14 protein-coding genes are annotated in these 20,360 nt (G+C 33.7%); 10 read left to right on the forward strand and 4 right to left on the reverse strand.

The window, feature by feature from the left end; translation table 11 throughout:
• The first annotated feature begins 26 nt into the window (after window positions 1-26).
• Together BK821_RS04435 and BK821_RS04440 are read left to right on the forward strand one after the other, a co-directional pair.
• Window positions 27-1,214: an MFS transporter gene (locus BK821_RS04435; protein WP_046836933.1), complete on the forward strand. Its 1,188-nt coding sequence runs from the start codon at window positions 27-29 to the stop codon at window positions 1,212-1,214.
• Between the two features lie 176 nt (window positions 1,215-1,390).
• Complete coding sequence (locus BK821_RS04440; RefSeq protein WP_046837030.1) at window positions 1,391-2,587, forward strand: amidohydrolase; 1,197 nt, start codon at window positions 1,391-1,393, stop codon at window positions 2,585-2,587.
• A gap of 132 nt (window positions 2,588-2,719) precedes the next feature.
• On the opposite strand, the gene BK821_RS04445 is transcribed toward BK821_RS04440, so the two are convergent.
• A complete protein-coding gene (locus BK821_RS04445; protein WP_235602247.1) occupies window positions 2,720-4,141 on the reverse strand; it encodes an MDR family MFS transporter in 1,422 nt (473 codons plus the stop codon).
• A 489-nt stretch (window positions 4,142-4,630) separates the two neighbouring features.
• On the opposite strand from BK821_RS04445, the gene mbcS reads away from it, so the two are divergent.
• The 3 genes from mbcS (at window position 4,631) to BK821_RS04460 (ending at window position 8,664) form a co-directional block, all read left to right on the forward strand.
• Window positions 4,631-6,211, forward strand: a complete 1,581-nt coding sequence (mbcS, locus tag BK821_RS04450; RefSeq protein WP_071331302.1) for an acyl-CoA synthetase MbcS — start codon at window positions 4,631-4,633, stop codon at window positions 6,209-6,211.
• A gap of 302 nt (window positions 6,212-6,513) precedes the next feature.
• Window positions 6,514-7,695 carry an FtsW/RodA/SpoVE family cell cycle protein gene (locus tag BK821_RS04455; protein ID WP_071331303.1) on the forward strand — a complete coding sequence of 394 codons (1,182 nt, stop codon included), beginning with the start codon at window positions 6,514-6,516 and terminating at the stop codon, window positions 7,693-7,695.
• 54 nt (window positions 7,696-7,749) lie between these two features.
• A complete protein-coding gene (locus tag BK821_RS04460) occupies window positions 7,750-8,664 on the forward strand; it encodes an LCP family protein (protein ID WP_071331304.1) in 915 nt (304 codons plus the stop codon).
• Between the two features lie 81 nt (window positions 8,665-8,745).
• Here the strand turns inward: BK821_RS04460 and melB are convergent, their stop codons facing one another.
• From melB to BK821_RS04475, 3 genes are all read right to left on the reverse strand, one after another.
• Window positions 8,746-10,116 carry a melibiose:sodium transporter MelB gene (gene melB, locus BK821_RS04465; protein WP_071331305.1) on the reverse strand — a complete coding sequence of 457 codons (1,371 nt, stop codon included), beginning with the start codon at window positions 10,114-10,116 and terminating at the stop codon, window positions 8,746-8,748.
• 235 nt (window positions 10,117-10,351) lie between these two features.
• Window positions 10,352-11,650, reverse strand: coding sequence for an alpha-glucosidase/alpha-galactosidase (melA, locus tag BK821_RS04470; RefSeq protein ID WP_071331306.1), 1,299 nt, complete (start codon window positions 11,648-11,650; stop codon window positions 10,352-10,354).
• A gap of 179 nt (window positions 11,651-11,829) precedes the next feature.
• Complete coding sequence (locus tag BK821_RS04475; RefSeq protein WP_046836927.1) at window positions 11,830-12,714, reverse strand: helix-turn-helix domain-containing protein; 885 nt, start codon at window positions 12,712-12,714, stop codon at window positions 11,830-11,832.
• Window positions 12,715-12,937: 223 nt separating this feature from the next.
• Between BK821_RS04475 and BK821_RS04480 the strand changes: the two genes are divergently transcribed.
• From BK821_RS04480 to BK821_RS04500, 5 genes are all read left to right on the forward strand, one after another.
• A complete protein-coding gene (locus tag BK821_RS04480) occupies window positions 12,938-13,921 on the forward strand; it encodes a choloylglycine hydrolase family protein (protein WP_046836926.1) in 984 nt (327 codons plus the stop codon).
• Between the two features lie 130 nt (window positions 13,922-14,051).
• The gene (locus tag BK821_RS04485) at window positions 14,052-15,149 is read left to right on the forward strand and encodes a low temperature requirement protein A (RefSeq protein WP_071331307.1); all 1,098 of its coding nucleotides are present in this window, start codon (window positions 14,052-14,054) and stop codon (window positions 15,147-15,149) included.
• Window positions 15,150-15,616: 467 nt separating this feature from the next.
• A complete protein-coding gene (locus BK821_RS04490; protein WP_071331308.1) occupies window positions 15,617-17,146 on the forward strand; it encodes an NADH dehydrogenase subunit 5 in 1,530 nt (509 codons plus the stop codon).
• Between the two features lies 1 nt (window position 17,147).
• Window positions 17,148-19,754 carry a DUF2309 domain-containing protein gene (locus BK821_RS04495; protein ID WP_071331309.1) on the forward strand — a complete coding sequence of 869 codons (2,607 nt, stop codon included), beginning with the start codon at window positions 17,148-17,150 and terminating at the stop codon, window positions 19,752-19,754.
• 185 nt (window positions 19,755-19,939) lie between these two features.
• The gene (locus BK821_RS04500) at window positions 19,940-20,323 is read left to right on the forward strand and encodes a Na-translocating system protein MpsC family protein (RefSeq protein ID WP_046836922.1); all 384 of its coding nucleotides are present in this window, start codon (window positions 19,940-19,942) and stop codon (window positions 20,321-20,323) included.
• Window positions 20,324-20,360: the final 37 nt, after the last annotated feature.

The following is a 20,360-nucleotide window of genomic DNA, read 5'->3' on the forward strand; positions in this document are numbered from 1 at the left end:
ACAAAAATAAAAGGAGTAAAATTATTATGAATAAAAACAAATTTGCCATACTAGCTTTAGCAATGTCTGCTTTTGCAATTGGAATGACAGAATTTATTAGCGTTGGCTTATTACCACTTATTAAAACAGCATTTAACACGACAATTCCACTTGCAGGATTGACTGTATCATTATACGCCGTTGGGGTCACGCTTGGCGCGCCATTACTTACGCCGTTAACGAACAAAATAAAAAGAAAACATTTATTAATAGCTATTATGCTAGTATTTATTATTGCTAATACGTTAGCGGCATTATCTACAACTTTTACTATGTTATTAGCTATGCGTATTTTATCAGCATTAATGCATGGTGTATTCATGTCTATAGCAACAGCTATTGCCAGTGATTTAGTTACACCAGATAAACGTTCGAGTGCAATAGCAATGATGTTTACTGGATTAACAGTAGCGACAATTACAGGTGTGCCGATTGGAACATGGATTGGTCAACAATTTGGTTGGGAAATGTCATTTATTACCATTGCTGTTATAGGACTCATCAGCTTAATTGCAAATATATTTGTGGTGCCCAATGATTTGAATGAATATGATCAAGCACCGATGTTAGAACAATTAAAAGTTTTTAAAAATAAATCATTAATGATGGTGTATTTGATTACTGCTTTGGGATATGGTGGTACATTTGTGGTTTATACTTATCTGACAACATTGCTAACAGACGCTTTACATTATAGTGATGATGCAGTTGTCATATTATTAGTGATTTATGGGGTTATGGTTGCTGTAGGCAATACAATGGGTGGAAAGTTAACAAATCATCATCCAACCAAAGCACTGATTAGTATATTTTCCATTCAAGCCATCGTATTACTATTCGTTGGTATAACAGTCACACATCACATATTAGGTACTATAGCCATTTTAATCATGGGATTATTCGCATTTATGAATGTGCCAGGGTTGCAACTAATCGTAGTATTGTTTGCTGAACGAGAAAATAAAGCGACAGTTAACTTTGCATCAAGTTTAAATATAGCCTCCTTTAATATCGGGATTACATTGGGATCTGTCATTGGAGGTTATGTACTAAATCAATTTACTATTACAATGACGCCTTACTTCGGGTTCATAATGGTCGTAGTAGCAAGTGCGATGATGTATGTGATTTATAAAAAAGAAAATGAAACACAATTAAAGGTATCAAATGGATAATATAGAGTTATTTTTCTTCAGTTATATATTTATAATATATATTTGCTTTGAAATATCAATTATAAATCAACATGAATACCTTTTCACAATTAATTATCTTTGAATTAATTCGAGAAAAAACTTAAAATTGAAATTGTGAAATATATATTTAAAACTAATGAGAGAAGTGAATGTTTATGAATGTAAGAGATGCATTGTTTGAAAAACTAGAAAGCAAAGAGAGTGATATGGTCAAACATAGACGCTATTTGCATCAACATCCTGAATTATCATTTGAAGAAGAGCATACTGCACAATATATTAAAGACTTTTATAAGGGCAAAGATGTGACCGTGACGCAACCTGTTGCTGAAAGTAATGCTGTCATTGTAGAAATCAAAGGTGGTAAATCAGGAAAAACAATTGGTCTACGCGCTGACTTTGATGCTTTACCAATTAATGAAGAAGCTGACGTGCCATTTAAATCATTAAATGAAGGCGTGATGCATGCATGTGGTCATGATGCACATACAGCTTATTTATTAGGTTTAGCAGATGCTTTAATTGATATTAAAGACCAACTTGCTGGTAACATAAAAATTATTCATCAACATGCTGAAGAAATGCCTCCAGGCGGTGCAAAACAAATCGTAGAATCTGGCGCATTAAGTGATATCGATGAAATTTATGGTATCCACGTAGCTCCAATAGTAGGACCAGAAGTCATTGCTTATAATAAAGGAAATGCATTCTCAGGTAGTTCTACATTCACATTAACAATTAAAGGGTTAGGTGGTCATGCTGCTAGTCCTCATAAAACACGTGATGCATTAGTTGCAGGTACCAATTTTGTCAATACGTTACAAACTATTGTTTCTAGAAGAATCGATCCATTAGAAATGGGTGTCATTACAGTTGGTGCATTTGATGCTCCAGGTGGCTCAAATGTTATCCAAGATACCGTGACAATTAAAGGGACGGCACGTTATTTAAATAATGATTTAGAGCAATTTATGTACGATGAAATTGAAAAAGTGGCGAAAAGCGTAGCTGTTGGGTTTGATATCACATATGATTTAGACTATCAATTTGGCTACCCAGTACTATACAATCACCCTGAACAAACGCAAAATGTTGCAGATGTGTTAAGTACAAGTGCGGGTGATTATTTTGAGCATTTAGTAGAAATTCCACCAGTGACTGGATCAGAAGATTTCGCATATTATTTAAAAGAAATCCCAGGAACTTTTTATATTGTCGGCTGTAAACCAGAAGAAGTAGAAGAACCATATATGAACCATCATCCTAAATTTGAAGTGAATGAAGATGCATTGCTAGTTGCAGCAAAATCATTAGGCGAGATTGCTTTAAATCGATTAGCTGCTAGAGAATAAATCACTTGTAGATTAACAAAGGAAGTAAATTCAAATAACTGAATTTACTTCTTTTGTTTTTAAATAATGATATAACTCGAAATATAAAAAGAAGCCTTACAACATATATGTCGTAAGGCTTCTTTTTTATAATTATATTGTTCGACGTGCTGGTTTGGTTTCGTCTGATAGTTTGATTGATAATAACAATGCTATGACTGAAATACCTGTTGCAACCATAAATGTTACGTTAACACCATGAATAATACCCTCAATACCTTTATTAGGAATTGCCGATACTGACATTAAAGTAATAAATACAGCTGTACCAATAGCACCTGCCATTTGTCTAAAAGTATTGTTCATTGCAGTTCCGTGCGCAATGAGATGGTTAGGTAATTGGTTAATCGCTAACGTTGTCATAGGCATCATAACCATTGAAATGGATATCATACGCAATGCATTACCTGTTGCAAGGTAAGTGAAGCTCGTGTGTGTCGTAAGGAATGCGAAAGGTACTGTAGAAGCCACTAAGACGACCAGACCTATACGTGCAAGCCATTTACCACCGAATCTATCAAATAAATAACCTGTTATAGGATTCATAGCTCCCATAATAATAGCGCCTGGTAATAACACTAAACCAGATTCTAGAGCGGAAAAATGTAACATATTTTGCATATATAACGGCAAAATAATATTTGTAGCGATTAATACGCCAAATACAAACATACTTAGTACTGTACCTAATGTATAAATGCCATAACTAAATACTCTAAATTCAAGCATTGGTTCTTTAAGTTTTAATTGACGACGAATAAATATCACTAGTGAAATTATTCCGATTACGAGTGGGGCGATAAAACTAATACTTGCCCATCCTGCTTCTCCAACAGTACTAAAACTGTATAAGAGGCCGCCAAAACCTAATGTGGATAGGATGACTGAAGTGATATCTAGTTTTGGATTTGTTGTCTCTGTAACGTTTTTCAAAAGGAAAAATGATGTGATGATAATAACGATGGCTATAGGAAGTACAACGTAGAAGACACTTCTCCATGATAGATGTTCTACTAAAACACCTGATAAGGTTGGTCCAATCGCTGGGGCAAAAGCTATGACTAATCCAAATAGTCCCATTGCTGTCCCGCGTTTTTCTACTGGAAATAGTAAGAATAAGATTGTCTGCATAAGTGGCATCATAATACCAGCGCCTGCAGCTTGTAATACACGTCCAATTAATAATGTTGAGAACTCAGGTCCCACAGCACAAAGTAATGTACCTATGGCGAATATACCCATTGCGGTTAAAAATAACTGTCTCGAGGTGAAGCGTTGAATTAAAAATGCAGTAACTGGGATCATTATTCCGTTAACTAACATGAAAATAGATTGTAACCATTGTACTGTACTTTCTGATACTTGAAGATCTTTCATAATTGGTGGTAACGCTGTACCAAGCAATGTTTGGTTCAAGATCGTAATAAAGGCCCCTGATAACAGTACGATAAACAAGGGAACTCTTTTTTCTACATGAAATGTTCCGTTTTCGGTCAATAGACTCACTTCTTTCATAACAAATTACACATTAAGACATTGTACCATTTAGACAAGAAATAAAAAAGTTTTCTGTTTGTGAATTTTAATATTTATATATTGAAATTCAATGATTTAATATTTAAAATACTAAAAAACGATTGATATTTAAATTTTCTGAAACTTATTTTTTAAGTTTATATAATGTTATCTTAGCAGATTTGTAGGTGCATAGAGATATGAATAAACTCTTTGTTTCACCTTTATATTTAGAGTTCAATGATAAATTTTTAAAGTAATCCTTATATATACATTAGTAATTAAGAAAAGATAATATACTTTAAATGTTATTAATAAAATAGGAAATGCTGTGAAGTCAAAATCATATCTTTTTACACATGAAAAGTTTAAAATTATCATGAAAATGCGTTGTAATATTTTGAAAAATTAAACTGAAATATCTTTGTGTAATATAAGTACATCGAGAAAAAACAGAATCAAAGATATATGATTTAAGGAGCGTAAGAAATGGATAAAAAAGATTTGATTGCACCAGAACAATATAATATTGTTAGCGAAATCGAAAAATTTGCAGTAGATCCAACGAAGAAAGCTGTCATTTTTGAAGATGAAGCAGGTGACAAAAAAGAAGTGACATATGAATCCCTTATAAAAAATGCAAATAAAGTAGGGAATATGTTTTTAAATCATGGCTTAAAAAAAGGCGACAAGGTACTCATAATGATGCCGCGTTGCATCGAAACTTATGAAATCTATCTTGCGGCATTAAAATTAGGTATTATAGTTATTCCTAGTTCTGAAATGTTACGTACTAAAGATTTACAATATAGAATTACACATGGTGAAGTCAAAGCTATTGTTGTCACAGCAGATGGTATTAACGAATTTAAAGCAGTCAAAGAATATGATGCTTTAACGAAGTTTATCGTTGGTGGTAAGGAAGAGCAGTGGTTCACAGTAGAAGATGAAATGGCTACAACAACAGATCAATTAGATATTGTTGAAACATCGCGTGATGACATAGCACTGCTTTCATATACATCTGGTACAACAGGCAATCCTAAAGCTGTTGTACATTCGCATGGTTGGGGCTATGCCCACATGCAAATGGCACCAAAACATTGGTTGAGTATTGAAGCAGATGATCTTGTATGGGCGACAGCTGCCCCAGGTTGGCAAAAATGGGTGTGGAGCCCATTCTTATCAATAATGGGCTCAGGCGCTACTGCATTTGTATATAATGGTAAGTTCAATGCTGAGAAATATTTAGAATTACTACAAGCATACAAAATAAATGTGCTGTGTTGTACACCTACTGAATATCGTTTAATGGCAAAGTTACCTAATTTAACTGATTACAACTTAAAACATTTGCATAGTGCGGTTTCTGCAGGGGAACCTCTCAATAAAGAAGTTGTTGAAAAGTTCCAAGATAACTTTGACCTTACAGTTAGAGACGGTTACGGACAAACTGAAAGTACGTTATTAATTGGGTTCTTAAAAGATACAGAAAGTCGTCCGGGTTCAATGGGTAAAGCAATACCAGGCAGTCATGTGACAGTGATTGATGATAATGGTGATTTTGCTAAAACTGGTGAAGTAGGTAATATTGCAGTACCAGTAGATTTACCTGCACTATTTAAAGGGTATTATAAAGATTCTGAACGTACAGAAGAACCTAAAATAGGTGAATATTTTACTACGGGTGACTTAGCAAAGTTAGATAAAGATGGATACTTTTGGTTTGAAGGACGTAAAGATGATATTATCATCAGTTCAGGATACACCATTGGGCCATTTGAAGTCGAAGACTCGCTTACTAAACACAATTATGTTAAAGAATGTGCTGTAGTTGCTAGTCCACATGAAATCAGAGGGAACATTGTTAAGGCATTCGTCATTCTTCAAGATGATGTTGCAGCTGATGAAACAACGGTTAAGACACTGCAAAATTATGTGAAACAAGACGTCGCTCCGTATAAATATCCAAGAGCAATTGAATTTGTGGAAGACCTTCCGAAGACAAACTCTGGGAAAATTAGACGTATTGAGTTAAGAGAAGCGGAAAAAAGAAAAAATCATAAGTGATATGAAATCATCAACGTAAGCAAGATGAAGTTGATACTAATAGAACGAAATAAAGCCTGAGATGTAATGCTATTTTACATCTCAGGCTTTTATTATTGTCTAATATGCTAAGTCTTTATATTGATACAAACCGATAATGTAAAAACGAGGAAGTGAGATTAAATTTCATGGATATTATTTATATTTATGAAATTTTTAATATCTAATTATTAAAAAAAAGTTTAGGTAAGCCTAAAGTATGATTGTGTGTAAATAACAAGTATGTTTAACTGGAATTTAGATGCTTAGAGGGGGTAAACAACATGAAAAAATTCATAAAATATTTGAAAGAAAGGAGTAGAAATTTAGATTTAAGTTTAATTATGTGCTATGCATTGCTCGGTATTATTGGCGTTGTCATGGTCTATAGCGCGAGTATGGTTTCTGCTTCTAAAGGCACATTAACCAATGGAGTACCCATCGCAGCAAACTACTTTATGAAAAGACAATTTTTATTCTTTATGATGGGATTTATTATTATTTTATTTATTAGTATGTTGCTTAACATTAACGTGTTAAAAAAAGTGAGCGTCCAGAAATTCATAGTGCTAGCCACATTAGCTTTATTAGTGTTAACGCTTTTGGTTGGTAAAGAAGTCAATGGCTCAAAAAACTGGATTAATTTAGGTATATTTAGTTTACAGTCCTCAGAATTTTTAAAATTAACTTCTATATTTTATCTCTCTTACATTATTGATAGGTGGCTTTCTATTAAAAGAGACTATAAATTGAAAAATTTGATTCCTCCATTAGGTGTTTTGGGCATAGGGTTACTACTGGTGTTAATGCAAGGTGATTTAGGTGGAACTTTACTTACAGTTGCCATTATTGCATCGATGTTAATGTATTCTGATATTAAAAATAAAATAAAGGTGCAAATATTCACTATAACTTCTGTTCCAACAGTTTTATACATACTTTATACACTAATTTTTGATGCTAAAAATCTATATAGAATGAAACGTATCAAAGTAGTGTTAGATCCATTTAAATATGAAAATGGTGACGGATACCAATTAACCAATGCTTTGACATCTATTAGCAACGGTGGATTGTTTGGTCGGGGTTTAGGAAATGGTATTTCAAAATTAGGATATTTGCCTGAGCCACATACTGATTTTATTTTTACCGTTATTTCTGAAGAAACTGGATTGGTTGGAGTACTATTTATTTTAATGATTTATGTTTTTATATTATTCAAAGGTCTTACTTATGCAAATAAGACGAACAATCATTTTTATAAATTGATTTGTATAGGTGTTGTAAGTTATTTATTTATGCAAGTATTTATAAATTTAGCTGGGATTTCTGGCATGATTCCACTAACCGGAGTAACTTTACCGATGCTGAGTTACGGGGGGTCTTCTATAATGAGTATTAGTATTGCATTAGGAGCTATGATAGCAGTTATAAGAAATATAAAAAGAGAAAGTATTGCAAAATGAATAAAGCGATAGTACCACGATGATGAAATATATAAATAGAGAGAAGGAAACTCGATGAAATTATCGAAGAAAGGTAAAGTCGTTTTGGCTTTATTAATAGTTGTAATAGTTATATGTGCATTTTTAACATATAAAATATTGCATTTTAATAATGCTATTCATGATTCAAGTGACAATAGCAAAGCATTAAAGCAAGTCCAGAAAAAAATTAAGAATAAGGACCCTATTTCAATAGCGATATTTGGGGTTGATTCTGATGTTAAAAGAGCCAAAGTAAATATGGGACAAAGAACGGATACATTGCTTATCGCTGCAGTGAATCCTAAAAATAAAAAAACAAAATTAATTAGTATACCTAGAGATACAAATAGTAAGATTACTGGGTATGGAGACCGTGAAAAAATCGCGCATGCATATGCTTATGGTGGCCCTAAAACAGCGATAGACACAATTGAAAATAATTTTGATGTACCAATAGACGCTTATGTCACTGTTGATATGGATGGTTTTGAAAAGGTCATAGATATCTTAGATGGTGTAAATGTTAAAAGTAATGCAACATTCGAATATAATGGATCTAAGTTTCAAAAAGGTGACTCATTACATCTTAACGGCAAAGCTGCATTAGATTATGTTAGAAGTCGTAAAGAAGAAGGTGCTGGAGGCGATGAAGGTAGGACCGCGCGTCAAAGACAAGTTATCGCTGCAGTCTCTCAGTCTTTGAGTGACTCGAAAAGTCTCATAAAATTAAACAAAATACTTAAAGTAAGTGAAAACAATGTTAAAACAAACTTTAATGTGGCTGATTTAAAATCGCTGTATAGTCAATATAAAGGCGCGACTCAAACGATAGATAAAATTTCTATAAATGGTGAAAATGAAGTGGAAGATGATGGTGTTTGGTATTTTGAACCAGATATAAATGATAAACAGCAAAAAATGAAAGCATATAAGGATAATTTAAAATAGGAGGTTTATGAGGAGTTGTATCTAATCCAAATTTCTTGATTATCTGAATATAAAGACACAAGTCATGACTTGTGTCTTTGTTTATCCTTTTTTGCTTTTTCTTAAATTTAAAACATTTACTACATCTTTAATATAGGAGCCCTTTAAATGATAGCTCCATCTATAAATAGCATAACTTGCTAAAATACAAATGATGGGAAGGACAATCATAATAAAACGTAGTCCATTTTTTGTAAGATCACTTTGCTGACCCCCAGGCTCATAACCGAATATGGTTAGACTCCATCCAGTGACTAACCCAGAGACGGCCATAGCTGTTTTCATTAAGAATGTTTGAGTTGAAGTAATGACGCTTTCGTTTCTTTGTCCGAACTTTAATTCACTGTAGTCTATAACATCCGCAATTGAAACAGTAATAATTCCCATAATCAAACCAGAACCTATTTTAATGAATATTGTACCTAGCACTACTGGTAATATAGCTTTAGGGGCAGTATAACTGGCAATAAGCAAGATGATTAATCCAAAAATAAGACTGCTTGTCGCCAGAGGAAAGACCCGTTCTCTTGTAAGTAGTTTTGATACTTTAGGAAATAAGAAGAGTGCAATGATTTCCATGAATCCCATACCATTGTAAAGCGCAAATAAAAACTTTGATTCAGCCACATAGCTGAAATAATAAATAAGTACATTGCCGATAAATTGTGTGCTTAAGAAAAAAGTTACAATAATACCGATATAAGCCAGTAGTTCTTTATTCGTAAATAAGATTCTCCATATATCTTTGAACCTAAGTGTAATACCACTTTCAATATTAGTAGGTGCTTCTTTGACGTTTTTAACAGTAATACCAATTGTTAAATTGAAAAATAATATGATAATAATAGTTAAAATAAAAAATCCAACTGACTGATTTCCATTACCGAACCATTTATCTAGGTAAATAACAGCAGATAACCCAATAGATCCAAGAATCAGGTTTGCTAAACTTGCAAAGATACGTGGTATGACTGACACTTCTTCACGTTCGGTAGGATTGTTTGTGAGGTTTGGTAGCCAAGACCAGTAAGGCACATCCATCATGGTATACGTCATGCCCCACAAAATATACATAATCGAAATAAATACATATAAAGTCGTGCCAGTTAAGTCAAAGTTAGTAAATAAAATAAGTGTGATTACTGAGTTTATCAGTGTTCCAATAATTAACCATGGTCTGAATTTTCCCCATTTTGTTTTGGTCTTATCTACTATCATCCCCATAATAGGGTCGTTAATGGCGTCCCAAATACGAGCAACAAAATACAAAGTACCAACAAAACTTGCTGCAATGCCTAATATATCAGTGAGATAATACATGAGATAAATTCCGATTAAGTTAACCACTAGATCTTTACCAAATGCACCAAAGCCAAATGAATATTTTTCTTTCTGTGTTAATTGTTTTTGCAATGCTATCACCTCTTGAGTCATTCCAACCAATATTGTAAGTGTTTATATTTGATGGCACGATGCCCTTATCTAAATTGGTCTAGACTTAATTAAACTATCAATTTTGAACACAGTATTTTTATTCATTGATGTATATTGGCGAACGATTTAATTTAATGTTTATAGTAATCATCGCATTTTCGCCTTCTATCATTTGATAGCGTCAATCTGGTTATTGCACATCTGAAGGGGATAATTATTTATATTTTGGTAACCAATCCCCATGTGCTTCTATTAAATCATCGCATAATGAGATGATGTCGTTGATAGATAATTCAGAGGCGGTGTGTGGATCTAGTAATGCTGCTTGATAGATTTTGTCTTTTTGTAATGTTAAAGCAGCTTCAATCGTCAATAATTGTGTATTTATATTGGTCCTATTAAGGGCAGCAAGTTGTTCAGGAAGGTTACCTATATAAGTTGGTGAGATGCCACTTGCATCAACTAAACAAGGCACTTCAACGACGGCGTTTTCAGGTAGATTACTAATTAAACCACCTGTATTCAAGACATTTCCACCAATTTTAAAGGGTTTATTGGTTTCCATAGCTTCAATAATATATGAACCGTATTCATGTGAACGTTCATGTGTGAGATGCTTATCATTAACAATATCATCACGCATTTGTTTCCAATCCTCAATTTGCTTTACGCAACGACGTGGGTATTCATCTAAAGGAATATTGAAATTTTCAATGAGTTCAGGATAGTTACTTTTAATAAAATAAGGATGATATTCTGCATTGTGTTCAGATGATTCAGTAACGTAGTAGCCAAATTTATCCATCAACTCAAAACGTACCATATCATCATGTGTAGTTTGTTGTTTTGCTTTCGCACGCTTTTTAATCTCAGGATAGAGATCCATACCGTCTCGCTTGATTTCAAGCAACCATGCCATGTGATTGATACCTGCAATTTTCCATTGAATATGATCAGTAGGCATTTCTAATGATTCAAGTAGGTCATGTGCACAGACTTGAACACTATGACATAAACCAACAGTCCTAATACCTTCTTGTAGCATGATGTTTGTTAATACCGCCATGGGATTAGTGTAATTTAAAAACCAAGCATCTGGACAAACCGCTTTGATGTCACGAGCAAAATCTTGTATGACAGGAATTGTTCTAAGGTTACGGAAGATACCCCCGATGCCCAATGTATCAGCAATCGTTTGGCGTAAATGATATTGTTTAGGAACTTCAAAATCTATAATTGTAGAAGGATCATAACCTCCAACTTGGACTGCATTTATGACATATTTTGCTCCTCTCAAAGCTTCTTTACGATTGTGGTAAGCTTTGATTCTAACAGTTGAGTTAAGATTTTCTTTTAGATTATTTAACATGCGTTCTGAGTCTTTTAAACGTTCGTCATCTATATCAAATAAAGCAAATTCAAAATCTTGTAAAGATGCTACAGTCATGCAATCTCCTAAAACATTTTTTGCGAATACTGTACTGCCAGCACCTAGAAATGTAATTTTATTCATATAAACCCCTCCTAAAATTAAATGAATGATTGTTATAAATGAAAATGATTTTTTATTTGAAAATTCAGATAAATGAATCTGCACCTTTTCAAACGGCTATAGCTTATCTATAGGTTAGTGGCTTTATAAGTAACATTCAATCGTAAATAAATTAAAAAAGGGTAATATATTGCTGTCTATCAGTCGATAAATATTTTATTTACTGACATAATTGTTTTCTCTTTGCGATAACGATTTGGTGAGACGCCAACAATTTTTTTGAAAACTTTACTAAAATAATTGCTTGAAGTATATCCAACTTCACGAGAAATACATTCGATATTTTTCTCATTAGATGATAATAAAAGCAGTGCCTGTTTTATTCTAGTTTTTGTTAAGTAATGAATAGGTGTTTCTTTCACTATGATTCCAAATTGGCGAGTGAAATGGTATTTCGATAAGTCAGAGGCCTTTACAATATCATCTAATGAAATATCTTCGTGATAATATTTTTCGATAAATTGTATTGCTTTGACGATTGGAAGAGGAAAGTCATTGGCTTGTTGATGACCATACTCCACATGTTCTAAGCATTTCATAATAAATGTATAGGCACAGGACGAAGCTTCATAGCCATGATTGATACCGAAGGTCTCTAATTTTTCCAAAGTATCTATGATATGTTTGATTGGTTCAGAATGTATAGATAATTTTAATATTTGACCATAGGTATCCATGATACGATGGAATAATTCAGCAGCTACTTTGCCATATATTGTAAAATACAAAAACTCCCATTCATTTGAATCTTTGGGTAAATAGTAGCAATGGTTACTTGGCACATGTACTAAAAATGCATCTTCAGGTTCTAAATTGAATGTTTCGTGTTCGATTTGAATAGATCCTTTACCTTTTAATGTGTATTGAAAAATGTATATATCTTTTTCACCACGTTTGCAACCATGCCAACAATAATCATGTGTTTTTCTCAACTCGTAACCTACGGCGTTTAATCCAGCGACCTTGTCTTGATAATCTCCTTTGAATCTAAAGCCATATGAGTTGTGTTTTATTAATTTTCCCAACTTAGTATACCTCCAATGTTTATTGCTAATATTATCATGATTTATGGTTTGAATAATAAGGAATTAGAAAGGGTTTCTAAATTTATAGTAAATCATTGCAATCATTATAATTTTTTACTCAAAGAGTATCTATAGTCGTAGCGAATGGTGTGTGCTAAAATTCGAGATAACGTAAAATGATATTACATAATTTAAATAGATTGAAGATATTGGAGGCAGTTTTATGTGCACAGGATTTTCTATATTATCTCCGCAGAAAGTTAATTATTTAGCGAGGACAATGGATTTTGATTTTGAATTTAATGGGATTCCTATTGCTGTTCCTTCCCATTATCATTGGGAATTTGATATCGCAGGAATCCATCAAATGCAATATGGCTTTATAGGTACAGGTGTAATGGTAGGTAAGTATCGTTTTGGTGATGGGGTGAATGAACATGGTTTAGCAGTATCAAATCATTACTTTACTGGTGAGGCGAGTTATGCTGAAGAACTGCGTAAAGATTATTTTAATATGGCTCCAGAGGAATTTATATTATGGGTGTTGGGTTTCAATGATTCTATAGCCATGTTGAAAGAAAAAGTCGATCAAGTCAATATTGTGGCGTTGGAAAATAAAGCATTAGGTAAGGTGCCACCGTTGCACTTTATTATCACTGATGAAACTGGAGCGACGATTTCAATTGAACCTCATCATGGATTACTTGTAGTCAAAGATAATCCAGTGCATGTACTAACTAATAATCCCAAATTAGAATGGCATTTAGAAAATTTAAGAAATCATGTACATTTATCACCAGTAAGTGGACAACAAAAGCAATTTGGCGAAAAAGTATTCAGTACGCTTGGTGTAGAAGGGGGCACACATGGTTTACCTGGTGGTTTCACTTCGGAAGAACGTTTTGTAAGAGCGGCCTATTTACGTCATCATTTAGAATTAGATACAGAGCAGGAATTTAAAAATTTAAATAACTGCTTTAAAGTCCTCGATAATGTGAGCATACCAAGAGGCGCTGTAACAGAAAATGGCATTGCACATTATACGCAATACCAATGTGTGATGGATTGTAAACATCGTTCGTATTTCATCAAACCATATAATAGTAGTGATGTATTCCAAGTGGATTTAAATGAAGTACTATTAAATAAGAAGGAAATCACTTATTTTTCGTTAGATAAGCCATTCTCTACACAACGTTTAAATTAAGCGGAGTGTCATTTTGAAAAGGTTAAAATAATAATATAATTCACCTATAATGAAGCCAAATAAGCACTTTGGATATGTAAACTATAACGTGAATTATGTTGATTATATCAATAGTGTAAGAGGTGTATTTATGAAAAAGAAAGAAGTTAGTATGTCAGAGCTGTTCTTTGATCTTGTATTTGTATTTGTGTTTACATCTATTAATCAAACAGTAGAAGGTGTGTCTGAAAATCTAACATCCATTGAAAGTCTTGGAAAAAACTTTATGATGTTTCTAATATTTTTTGCGATATGGGTTTATAGAACATTATTGGTGAATCGCTTTTTTGAACAAAAGTGGTATCAATATTTATTTGTATTTATAGATATGTTTTTAATACTATTACTATCTAAATCAATTAATGAAAACTTTCAAGTTACATTTAAACCCTTTGTGATTATTTCAGCAGTTATCTTTTTAAGTATTTCTATTCAATATCTTATGAACTATAAACTGAATCAAACAACAGTAACATTCAAATTGGTAAAGGTTTATGTAACGGGGCCTGTGATGATGATTTTTATATCATTAGTAGCGTTATATTTACCGAAAGGTGTCAATTTTTGGATATATTTTATTGGTATCGTTATAATGGCTATTTTTCCAATATTATTCCTTAAAGTATCAAAAGATAATCCGGTATTCTTTGACCATTTTTCAGAACGTTTAAGCTTATTTATCATTTTGTTATTTGGTGAGGGCATAGTTCAGATTGTTAATAATATTCATATACAGCATATAGAAATATTAGATTTAGTATATTTTATTTTGGTCATTAGTCTATTTATGATTTACACATTACATTATAAAAAAAGCCTGAATTGTCAACATAAAGCTGCAACTGGATTTGCAAGTGCTTACCTTCACTTAGTACTTATCTTTACATTAGATTTTATATTCTTAGTGATGAATAAAGTGTTGGCAGGTCACCCACTAAGTGAAACAGAAATTTACGTTTATACAATTGCTTTTTGTGTATTTTTGTTAGCGATATTTGTAGATACTATGTTGCACAGTTCAGTCATTAAACATAAAATTCGCTACATTGGACTTATTTTCATCGCAACAATCATTGGTTTATTAATTACAAACATCTATTTAGTAACGATTATAGAAATTATTGGGATTTTGGCGCTTTGCTTAATCTTTTATACAGAAAAAAATTATGCTAAAAAGCCATCACACTAATGCGTTAAAGTGTTTATGGTAGTGATACGTCAGAAATTTTGACGTAAACAAGTTAGGCTTTGATAAGTGAAATTCTTGACAATCACGAATATTAATTATAAATTATAAACATTCAATAAAAAATATTATAGTCAGTGAGTATTGTTTTTTATGAGTTTGGAGCTTTAGCAAAGTGTTAATAGAAATATTGGCAATTTGAAAAAGTGGACGATATAACATAGAAAGTAAAAATCATACGGCTAATGATGTAAAACATAACTTTAAATATAATGCTTAAAAGTAAATATAGGGTAGCAAAGCAAAACATTTTGCATAGAAATGCGTTGTAATGAAGCCGACAATGATAATAAATCAACTATGATTTATTATGTATTGTTGGCTTTTTTTAATGAACCTAATGTTCAAATGGACTAAATACTAGTACCGACTTAAATAAATTATCATTTCTTAGACAGGAGGAAGCCAACATGCTTACATCGTTCAATGTATCCATATTATTCATCATATTTTTTATCACACTTTTAATGTCTATTATAAGTGGACTTGTTTTTTTAAATTCACGTATACCACTTTTATACGTACGTATACATATTTGGTTCATAGCACTTCCTCCACTTGTGGCATTTATTGGACTTATCTTCGCCCATAAAAATATGGCGGTCGGTATTTGGTATTCGGATGTACTCTCTTGGTTAATGTCATTCTTTGTGTTAATTATTGGTGTCATTATCCAGCGTTATTGTGTGCGTTATTTGATGGGAGATCGTAGTTATAGAAAATATTTCACTTTATTTACTTTGACTACAAGTTTTGCAGCAATTGCATGGTTAACAGGAGACTTACGCATCATGGTCATAAGTTGGGGATTAACATTAGCGTGTTTAACTATACTTATTAGTTTGACAAGTGCTTGGAAAGTGACGAAGGCAGCTGCCAAGGTTACTAGAAATTTATTCTTGTTAAGTTGGATAGCTTTATTAATTGCAGTGCTTTGGATAGCTAGCCTTACTGGAGAATGGCAGTATATAGATATCTTTACCAATACAAATTTAGGTCAAATAAATGGGTGGGAACGATTTGGCATTAATTTACTCATCATATTGGCGGTGATGATTCCAGCGGCGCAATGGCCATTTCAAAGATGGTTGATAGAATCTGTGGCTGCGCCTACGCCAGTATCAGCAATAATGCATGCAGGTATTGTAAATGCAGGTGGGATTATGCTGACACGTTTTTCACCATTATTTAATGGTGATATCGCTACGCTCATCCTACTATTTTTTGCAAGTGTTTCTGTATTGATGGGAGCAGGTATTAGTTTAGTGCATGCCGATTATAAACGTCTTTTAGTTGGATCAACGATAGGGCAAATGGGCTTCATGTTAATCCAATGTGCGTTAGGGGCGTATATACCAGCGATTATCCATCTGATTTTACATGGTTTGTTTAAAGCAACGCTCTTTTTACGTTCAGGTTCAGCAGTCCGTCACTTTAGTGTGCCGAATCGTGCTAACGAAAGAATGTCTTATCTGTGGATAATATCCGGACGTGTATTAGCATTGCTCATAGGTTTAGGTTTTTGGTTAAGTGCTCCAGAAGAAGGTTACCGTATCGTTAGTGGATTGATATTGGCTTGGTCACTATCCGTATCTTGGACACAACTCGTCGCATTTGGTGAAGGTAAATTTGGACGTATCATAGGCCTAGTACTCTTAATTGTTGTTGGTTCGGTTTATTATCTCGTGCATCATTATTTCTCAGTCGAATTGCATACAATTTCGTTCCAAAGCGTGCAACCACCGACATTTGTAATTATAGTTGTCGCAATTATCCTCTTACTCGGTAGTGTAATGAGTACTTGGGTGGCACGTCATCGTTCTTCTACTGCTTTTTCAATCATGTATCTGTGGCTTGTGCGCTTAGGTGATGCCAAACCAGAGACAGTCGAACGTCATCCCAATTATTTAAAAAAATATATTTCAAAAGGAGGACACTAAAATGGGAGAAACAAGAGAAACGACACAACAACAGGCTATGGATAGTTTTGATATTATTTCATGTGTTAGCAATGCAAGTAAGGTTATTGTGCCTTTATCGCCCATTTCGGTGTTTGCGGCACGTAGCCCTTGGTCAAAATTAGAACACAAGACATTTGACGAAGTAGCAAAAGGTTTGAAAAAAGCGCGTGATGTAGATATGTACCCAGCAGTAGCAACGATATTAGAAGCTAAAAAACAAGGTGAAATAGATGAAGATGTGTTAACAGGTCTATTTACACAATGGTTAGAAGCGACAAATATTGTCATACCTAAGGCAAAAGCAGAACAGTTTGGACGTAACGCATTAAAGTTAGAGCCTTTAATTGCGACGAAAACAGAGCGACACCAACTTGAAGCATTATCAAGTGAGTTGAGTGAAGCCTTTATAGATAATAATGAATCTGAAACTATAACCCCATTAGTAAGTAGTTATGTGTTAGATAAAGACAACAAGAAAGTCATTGATACAGTAGATTATCATATTATCAAATGGTGTAAACTCTATTTTGATGATGCCCAATCAGGTTGGACGATGCCAAATAGAGAGAGGGGATTGTTCTCGGCATGGAAACGGTTGGTTAAACATGATCCAGCATTAACGAAATCACAACGACTACGGTTAAAAAACTTGCCTAGTCATCCAGAAGCATTAATTAAAGTTGTATTATCAAAATTACAAATTAACGAAGAACAAACACAAACATATCTCGAAAACCACTTACTGTCATTACCAGGTTGGGCGGGTATGATATTGTGGGAAGAAGAAAATAATACGCATGTAGATAGTTTGTTATTATCCTATCTAGCTATTCGTTTAGGTATGGAATGGTCTTTGGTAGAGCCGTATTTACCTGTGAGTCAACCTGATACACGTTCATCGATACAAATAGAGGACTGTATCTTATCATGGTTAAGGTGGGGGGGCATTTCGCTAAAAGAATGGAGCATGCTTAACTCATATGAACAAAAGCAATATATTATGTTTGCAACGCAGTTTAATCAGCGAGAATGTCGTAAACTCTGGTTAGAAGCTTGGGAAGCAACTTATAATCATCAAATGAAAGAAATGATTGTTCCACAGCAATTAGAGCAGCAACAAAATGAACATACCCAAGTACAAATGGCATTTTGTATAGACGTGAGATCCGAACCATTTCGTCGTCAAATTGAACACGCAGGACCTTTTGAAACAATAGGTATAGCTGGATTCTTTGGTCTACCCATTGAGAAATGTGAATTGGGTAACCACCATAGTCACCCGTCACTTCCAATTATGAATCAGCCGCTTCACAAAATTAAGGAGTACACTTTAAAACGAGAGCCAACCGCATTTCAACAGCGAAAACATACACTTGAATCAGTTACTTATACATTCAAGAAAATGAAACAAAATGCATTGCCCAGTTTGTTACTACCTGAACTCAGTGGTCCTTGGCTAACGTTACAAATGTTTTCACGCAGTTTTATGCCAAAGCATGCAGGTCATTTGATGCGTAAATTCTACGCTAGATGGTTACATAAACCAGATGATACAACGTTAACGCTTAATCATAAGCACCATTATGAAGATGGATTGCCTGTGGGATTTACTGAGGAAGAAAAAGTAACATATACAAGAGATGCCTTACGATTAATGGATTTGACATCCAATTTTGCGCCTTTAGTTGTATTTTGTGGACACGGAAGTCACAGTGCAAACAACCCGTATGCTGCTGCCTTAGATTGTGGTGCTTGTGGCGGGGCAGCAAGTGGCTTTAATGCTAAAGTATTAGCACAACTATGTAACTTACCTGAGGTGAGGTATGGTTTAGCGCAAGAAGGTATTGTTATTCCGGAATCTACAGTATTTACAGCTGCAGAACATATGACTTCTGTAGATGACTTACATTGGATTTATGTACCAGAATTAAATGAAGCGGCGCAGTCGTCATTTGAGATGATAAAAGCGGCTATGCCTGCTATTAGCTATTCAGCAAACAAGAAACGCTTGGCAACGTTACCACACAATACATCATCGCGGAAGCATCCTGTAAGCGAAGTCCATAACCTAACGAATGATTGGAGTGAGGTGAGACCAGAATGGGGTCTTGCTAAAAATGCAGCATTTGTTATTGGACAACGAGAATTAACAAAAAATAGTGATTTACAAGGGCGGGTGTTTTTGCATAATTACGATTGGCAGCACGATAAAGATGGCAGTATTTTAGCTACTATTATCAGTGGACCAGCTACCGTGGCGCAGTGGATTAACTTGCAATATTATGCCTCTACAGTAGCACCACATTATTATGGTAGTGGTAGTAAAGCGACACAGACTGTAACCTCTGGTATAGGGGTAATGCAAGGTAATGCAAGTGATTTGATGACTGGCTTACCATGGCAATCGGTTATGTCGTCTGATAACAAAATGTATCATTCGCCGATTAGATTATTGGTAGTAGTGCAAGCGCCTCAGCAAATGGTTGCACAGATTTTAGAAGAGAATCAAGCGTTTCAACAAAAAGTCAAAAATGGATGGATCAGACTTGCGAGTGTAGATGAATTTGGCCAATGGCAAGATTGGTAATGACTAAGAAAAAGTAATCAAGCTAATATTAAATACATTTAAAATTAAAAAGCGCAATATTACTTCTAAATATTTAGTAAAGAAGTGTGGAGAAAAAAATATATAAATGATAATGTTATCTTTGTTGATAACACTTTTCTAACTTATGTAAAATTAAATTTGCTTCTACAGGAGATGCATACGATATGAAAACAACTAAAGGCACTTATGAGTCTGAAATCAGCAAAGCAATTACACAATGGGAAAAAGACTTCCTAGGCCGCGGATCTCTTTCTGTAAAAACAGATATATTGCGCGATATGATAATCGTAAGTTTACAAGGCGTATTAACACAAGCAGAATACAAAGTTTGTGAAACAAATGAAGGCTTATTAACAATTAAAAAAACACGTTCCAAATTAGTGGAGTCGGGTATAGAAGCGCTTAATGATATCGTACTATCCGTTACAGGTGAACAAGTTAAAAGTTTCCATACAGACTTAAGTTCACGCACAGGTGAACGTGTAATGATTTTTAAACTTTACAATGATTTAGAAAAACAATTCTCAGAAGAACATAAGTCATTATAAAATAATATCCCTCAGTTTATTGAAGTTGCTTCAATAA

It is taken from the genome of Staphylococcus sp. LCT-H4 (genome assembly GCF_001866145.1).
GTDB lineage: Bacteria > Bacillota > Bacilli > Staphylococcales > Staphylococcaceae > Staphylococcus > Staphylococcus succinus.

Coding starts and splice junctions, on each gene's coding strand:
- BK821_RS04485 (WP_071331307.1), top strand. CDS start 14,052: ATGAAAAAGAAAGAAGTTAGTATGTCAGAGCTGTTCTTTGATCTTGTA.
- melA (WP_071331306.1), bottom strand. CDS start 11,650: ATGAATAAAATTACATTTCTAGGTGCTGGCAGTACAGTATTCGCAAAA.
- BK821_RS04445 (WP_235602247.1), bottom strand. CDS start 4,141: ATGAAAGAAGTGAGTCTATTGACCGAAAACGGAACATTTCATGTAGAA.
- BK821_RS04455 (WP_071331303.1), top strand. CDS start 6,514: ATGAAAAAATTCATAAAATATTTGAAAGAAAGGAGTAGAAATTTAGAT.
- BK821_RS04440 (WP_046837030.1), top strand. CDS start 1,391: ATGAATGTAAGAGATGCATTGTTTGAAAAACTAGAAAGCAAAGAGAGT.
- BK821_RS04495 (WP_071331309.1), top strand. CDS start 17,148: ATGGGAGAAACAAGAGAAACGACACAACAACAGGCTATGGATAGTTTT.
- BK821_RS04500 (WP_046836922.1), top strand. CDS start 19,940: ATGAAAACAACTAAAGGCACTTATGAGTCTGAAATCAGCAAAGCAATT.
- BK821_RS04460 (WP_071331304.1), top strand. CDS start 7,750: ATGAAATTATCGAAGAAAGGTAAAGTCGTTTTGGCTTTATTAATAGTT.
- mbcS (WP_071331302.1), top strand. CDS start 4,631: ATGGATAAAAAAGATTTGATTGCACCAGAACAATATAATATTGTTAGC.
- BK821_RS04480 (WP_046836926.1), top strand. CDS start 12,938: ATGTGCACAGGATTTTCTATATTATCTCCGCAGAAAGTTAATTATTTA.
- BK821_RS04435 (WP_046836933.1), top strand. CDS start 27: ATGAATAAAAACAAATTTGCCATACTAGCTTTAGCAATGTCTGCTTTT.
- BK821_RS04490 (WP_071331308.1), top strand. CDS start 15,617: ATGCTTACATCGTTCAATGTATCCATATTATTCATCATATTTTTTATC.